Origin of the sequence: Candidatus Aquicultor secundus (assembly GCF_002791875.1) — a bacterium.
GTDB classification, from domain to species: Bacteria; Actinomycetota; Aquicultoria; order Aquicultorales; family Aquicultoraceae; genus Aquicultor_A; species Aquicultor_A secundus.
In genome coordinates this window covers 198-6176 of the sequence record NZ_PFNG01000042.1, presented here as the reverse complement: position 1 = coordinate 6176, position 5979 = coordinate 198, and the positions used below count along the sequence as shown (strand labels likewise).

General features: G+C 51.5%; 4 protein-coding genes. All 4 read right to left on the bottom strand.

Translation table 11 applies throughout. The features are described from left to right. Position 1: 1 nt before the first annotated feature. The 4 genes from leuD to serA all read right to left on the bottom strand — a co-directional run bounded on the left by leuD (position 2) and on the right by serA (position 5918). Positions 2-505 carry a 3-isopropylmalate dehydratase small subunit gene (gene leuD / locus COY37_RS01725; RefSeq protein ID WP_286678702.1) on the bottom strand — a complete coding sequence of 168 codons (504 nt, stop codon included), beginning with the start codon at positions 503-505 and terminating at the stop codon, positions 2-4. Positions 506-782: 277 nt separating this feature from the next. Further along, complete coding sequence (leuC, locus tag COY37_RS01720; protein ID WP_286678703.1) at positions 783-2042, bottom strand: 3-isopropylmalate dehydratase large subunit; 1260 nt, start codon at positions 2040-2042, stop codon at positions 783-785. A 303-nt stretch (positions 2043-2345) separates the two neighbouring features. Continuing rightward, on the bottom strand, positions 2346-3848 hold the full coding sequence (locus COY37_RS01715) for a 2-isopropylmalate synthase (protein WP_286678704.1): 1503 nt from the start codon (positions 3846-3848) through the stop codon (positions 2346-2348). Positions 3849-4334: 486 nt separating this feature from the next. Beyond that, positions 4335-5918: a phosphoglycerate dehydrogenase gene (gene serA, locus COY37_RS01710; protein WP_286678709.1), complete on the bottom strand. Its 1584-nt coding sequence runs from the start codon at positions 5916-5918 to the stop codon at positions 4335-4337. Positions 5919-5979: the final 61 nt, after the last annotated feature.

Below are 5979 nucleotides of genomic sequence, written 5' to 3'. Positions count from 1 at the left end.
CTTACTTGGCCTGGGCTTTTACCTTCTCTTTGGTATAGTTGATCAACCCGCCTTGTTTAATAATGTTGCTGATAAACTCAGGGAACGGCTTTGCCTGGTAGATGTTGCCGGTGGTGAGATTGGTGATCTCGCCTTTATCGGTATCCACCTGAACTTCGTCGCCGGCCTTGATCCCATCGACAGCTTCGGGACTCTCGAGGATGGCGAGCCCCATGTTTATGGCGTTGCGATAGAATATCCGTGCAAACGATTTGGCAATCACGCAGGAAATACCTGCCGCCTTGATTGCGATTGGGGCGTGTTCCCTTGACGAGCCGCAGCCAAAATTCTCGTCGGCTACGATGATGTCATCCTTGCTCATTTTATTCATAAACTCCGGATCGGCATCTTCCATGCAGTGCTTGCCGAGTTCAACCGGATCGCTTGTCTTTAAATACCTGGCCGGTATGATCGCATCGGTATCGATATCCCGCCCAAACTTCCACACATTTCCTTTATATATCATGGTTAAAACCTCCATCTTTCAAGACGCTTTATCTAAGCCTAGACCCTTTGGTTTCTAAACAGGCAACCGCACCCTAGATTCTTCGGTCGCTATTCGCTCCCTCAGAATGACATCTAAGTGGATACTCTTCTTAAACCCACTGTCTAAACCTTCATGCTGCTTACTGCATACTCCCTACTGCCTACTAGCCCTCATTCTAGACCTACAATTGATCTGGGCTCAAGCTCGGCAATCTCAAAAGCCGCTTGGCGCACCTGTACTAGCCCTCATTCTAGACCTACAATTGCTCCGGGCTTACGATCCTGCCGGCTATTGCGGATGCGGCGGCTACGGCCGGTCCGCTTAAATATACTTCGCTTTCGGGATGGCCCATGCGACCGACAAAGTTGCGGTTCGTGGTCGCAAGCGCGCGCTCGCCCTTGGCGAGGACTCCCATATGCCCGCCGAGGCACGGGCCGCACGTCGGCGTGCTTACCGCCGCTTTGGCCTCGATAAATATGTCGATCAGGCCTTCCCTCATGGCCTGGCGATAGATATCCTGCGTGCCGGGGATAATGATGCAACGCACCTTCTTATCCACCGTGTGGCCCTTAAATATCTGGGCCGCAATTCTCAAATCCTCCATCCTGCCGTTCGTGCAGGAGCCGATAACCACCTGGTCGATTGCAATATCGCCGACTTCGCTTATGCCGCGCGTATTCGACGGCAAGTGCGGGAATGCGACCTGGGATTCGATGTTTGAAACATCCCATTCGTAAACCTGAGCGTATTCTGCATCCTCGTCGCTTTTATAGACGGTATACGGGCGATTTGCGCGACCCTCGACGTAATCGATAGTCTTCTGATCGGGGGCGATGATGCCGGATTTTCCTCCCGCTTCGATCGCCATGTTGCACATCGAGAGCCTGCTATCTACGGAGAGCGCCGAGATGGCCTCGCCGGTAAACTCCATGGCCTGGTACAGTGCCCCGTCTACACCTATCTGGCCGATCGTGTAAAGAATGAGGTCTTTGCCGGTAATCCATGGATTAAGCGGGCCTTTGAAAACAAATTTTATGGATGATGGGACTTTAAGCCACGTCTCCCCCGTCGCCATTGCGGCGGCAAGGTCTGTCGACCCCATACCCGTCGAAAACGCGCCAAGACCACCGTACGTGCACGTATGCGAGTCGGCGCCGATTACCGCGTCTCCGGGCAGCACCAACCCCTGCTCGGGCAGGAGCGCGTGCTCGATACCCATCCTTCCCACTTCAAAGTAGTTGGTGATATCCTGCGCTAAAGCGAATTTACGCAGCATCTTGCACTGCTCGGCCGAGTCGATATCTTTATTCGGCGCAAAATGGTCGGGGACAAGCACCACTTTCTCCTTGTCAAATACCTCTTTGACGCCGATTTCTTTGAATTCTTTAATCGCAATCGGTGCGGTTATATCGTTACCGAGGACGAGGTCCAGCTCTACATTGATCAAGTCCCCCGGATTCACGCTGTCTTTGCCCGCATGGGCTGCAAGAATTTTCTCGGTTATCGTCATTCCCATATGAATTACTCCGTTTCGTTTGCTTACTTATTAACGGTCTATTATCGACCGGATACTTTTATTTCTGAACTACTTCTGAATCCGCTTTTTAACTATCAGCAGTCAGCCTTCAGTTATCAGCTAAAACCCAACCATTTATTGTTGTCATTCTGAGGCTTTAGCCGAAGAATCTAGCGGGTACTTCTCATTCTCTGCCACTTACCGCCGTCTAAGCTTAGACCCTTCTATCTCAAACGAAAGGTTTCCGCCCCCTAGATTCTTCACTTCGCTTACGCTTCGTTCAGAATGACATCTACCTAGTTCTTAGCTACATAAAGCTTTGTTAATCGCATTGAGGTAGGCTTTGGCGCTGGCCTCGATAATGTCGGTGCTGACGCCCCTGCCCATAACGGGCTTGCCCTTAATCTCGAGCTGGATGGTAACGTCACCCTGCGCATCAAGGCCGCCGGTAATCGAATTTACGTTATAGCTGATAAGGTTGCCCTTCACGCCGGTCGCCCAGATTATGGCGTTGCAGACGGCATCTACTTGGCCGTCACCGGATGAAGTTTTTTCGATCACCTCACCATTCTTACGAAGCCGAACCGTAGCTGTGGGAGTGGTATCGCTGCCGCTGCAGACATGGATATACTCCAGCGCGTAGACCTCTGAGGCAGTTCTAACCTCGTCGGCGAGAATGGCCTCGATATCCATATCCGTGATTTCGGATTTCTTATCGGCCAGGTCTTTAAACCGGCCGAATGCGGCCTCAAGCTCCTCATCGGGTAGCTGGTAGCCCAAAGTTTCCAGGTGTTTTCTAAACGCATGCCTGCCCGAGGTCTTACCCAGGACAAGCGAGCTCTCGCTGATTCCAACCCGTCTCGGATCTATGATCTCAAAGGTGGAGCGCTCTTTAAGCACACCGTCCTGGTGAATACCGGACGAGTGCGCAAACGCGTTACGCCCTACGATCGCTTTATTAAATTGCACCTGATAGCCGGTTAGACTGCTTACCAGGCGGCTGGTTTTGCTGATCTCTTCCGTCTTGATGTTCGTATATTTTCCAAACGTTTTGCGTCTGGTATCAAGTATCATCGCTATTTCTTCAAGCGCTGTGTTACCGGCGCGTTCCCCTAAACCGTTAATCGTGCCCTCGACCTGCGTGGCGCCGTTTAAGACTGCGGCCAGCGCATTTGCCGTGGACATCCCGAGATCGTTATGACAGTGGACGCTAACGATGACATCGTTCATCGCGGGCACGGCCTTAAAGAGATCGGCGATCAACTTGCCGAACTCGTCGGGGGTCGCATATCCCACCGTATCCGGGATATTAACAACAGTCGCACCGTTTTCTATTGCCGCCTCCACGAGCTTGCAAAGGAACCCAAAATCTGAGCGGGTCGCATCCATCGGCGAAAACTCCACGTCGTTAACGTAAGACTTCGCCCTTTTTACAGAATCAATCGCCATCCGCAGAACTTCTTCTCTGGTTTTTCGAAGCTGGTTCTGTATCTGCATATCCGAGGACATGATAAAGGTATGGATGCGCGGGCGCTCGGCCTTCTTTATGGCCTCGGCCGCCCTATCTATATCTGCATCAACCGCCCTGGCAAGCGCGGCGATGATGGGCTCGCGCACCTTCTCGGCAATAGTGCGTACCGCCTCAAAATCGCCTTGAGAGGTTATCGGAAACCCGGCCTCTATAACATCGATGCCGAGTTTAGCCAGTTGATCGGCTATCTCAAGCTTCTCCCTGGTACTTAAAGATATGCCGGGCGATTGCTCACCGTCTCGTAATGTTGTGTCAAACAAATATATCTGATTCATGTCTAAAGCCCCACCGGGAACCACCTCACATTAATTTTAGAGATCCAATAACGATCAACAATTATTATACCTTACCATAATGCAGCCTTTTTGTGGCTGCATCAGCAATTCCTATAATAGCTGTCAGCGATCAGCTATTATAGCTGTCAGCTAAACCTTCTTCTCTAATATAGTTATCTAAGCTTAGACCCATCTACCGCTAGTCAAGGTCTCTGCGCTCAAGATTCTTCACTTCGTTCAGAATGACATCCATGGGGAATGCTCTTTTTTGCAACCCATACCCTTAACCCACGCACTGCTTTCTGCCTACTTTAAACCCACTCTCTCGACCCACTGCTCTAGCTTATAGCTGACAGCTTTCTACGACCCACTGCTCTAGCTGATAGCTGATAGCTAACAGCTTTCTATGACCCACTGCTCTAAACCCGCATCTCGACCCACCGCTCTAGCTGATAGCTTTCTATGACCCACTGCTCTCGCTGACAGCTACAAAACCATAAACTTCGCAAACGCGATGCCCGCGGAGCTTTTTATTTCCTCAATGACATTATCAGGAATCGGTATGTCGACATTAAGACCCATTAGGGCTTCGCCGCCGATTTTCCTGCGCCCTACCTGCATGTTCGCAATGTTTATATTATATTTTCCAAGAATCGTACCGACTTTCCCGATCATGCCGGGGGTGTCCTCGTACCTGAAGAATGCCATGTACTTGGACGGAACCATATCGATGTCGAACTCGTAAATGTTGACGAACCGATCCTGGTTCTTCTTGCCGACGAGCGTTCCGGCAACCATCACATCGTTACCGCCATCGCGACCCCTTACACGGATCACATTAAGGTAATCCTGCGATGACTGCTTCTTGCTTTCGTTAACCTCGATGCCGCGCTCCTCGGCGAATATCGGGGCGTTTACATAATTAACCTGCTCCTCAACGACTCCATCAAAGACCCCTTTGAGAACGGCGATCGTCAGAAGCTTGGTATCGTATTTTGAGATAGGGCCCACATACTCGATATCGAGCGAGTGGATTCCTTCCTCCGCCAGCTTGTTAAAGAGCTTTCCGAGCTTCTCGGCAAGCGACAGGAACGGCTTTACGGCCTCCATCGCCTCGACCGATATAAGCGGGATGTTGACCGCATTGCTTACAAACTCGCCCTTTAAACCGGCTATTACTTGATCGGCAATCTGCGTGCCCGCCCTGTCCTGGGCCTCGACCGTCGATGCGCCCAAATGCGGTGTGCAGACGGTCTGCTCAAACTCAAGAAGCGGGTTGCCGACCGGCGGCTCCGCATCGAACACATCTATACCTACGGCTGCAACTTTGCCGCTTTTAAGTGCGCCCACAAGGGGATCGATCTGGTAGATGCCGCCGCGGGCTGTATTGACGAGCCTAACGCCGTCCTTCATTATGGCAAACTCTCTATCGCCGAACATTCCTATCGTTTCTTTGGTTTTTGGAAGGTGAACCGTTAAGAAATCTGCAACTTTTAGAACATCCTCGATTGTAGCGGCGCGCCCGATTCCAAGCTGGGCGAACCTCTCTTTAGAGACGTACGGGTCGTAGCCCGTGACTTTCATGCCGAGGCCGATGGCCCTCTGGGCCACAAGTGTGCCGATACGTCCGAGGCCGATGATGCCGAGGACTTTCTCGTATACCTCAACACCCTGGAACTTGCTTCTCTCCCATTTTCCGGCCTTTACGGAAGCGCTTGCCTGGGCGATATTTCGTGCACAAGCAAGCATAAGCGCGACCGTATGCTCCGCTGCGGAAACGATATTGCTTTGGGGGGCATTTGCTACGATAATACCCCGCTTTGTCGCCGCCTCCAGGTTAACGTTGTCGACACCGATTCCGGCCCTACCGACGACCTTTAAGTTATCGGCGCGGTTAATAACCTCGCCGGTGACCTGCGTCGCGCTTCTCACTATCAGGGCATCGTATTCACCGATCGCATCAAGCAGCTCATCGGCCGACATGCCGATCTTCACATCAACCTTGAACCCGGCCGCCTTGAGCTTATCGATACCGGCTTGCGCAATTTTCTCCTTAACAAGAACCTTAATCGTGGTTCACCTCCAACAATACTTATATATCACAAACTCTTCGCTACCTGTCATTCTAAGC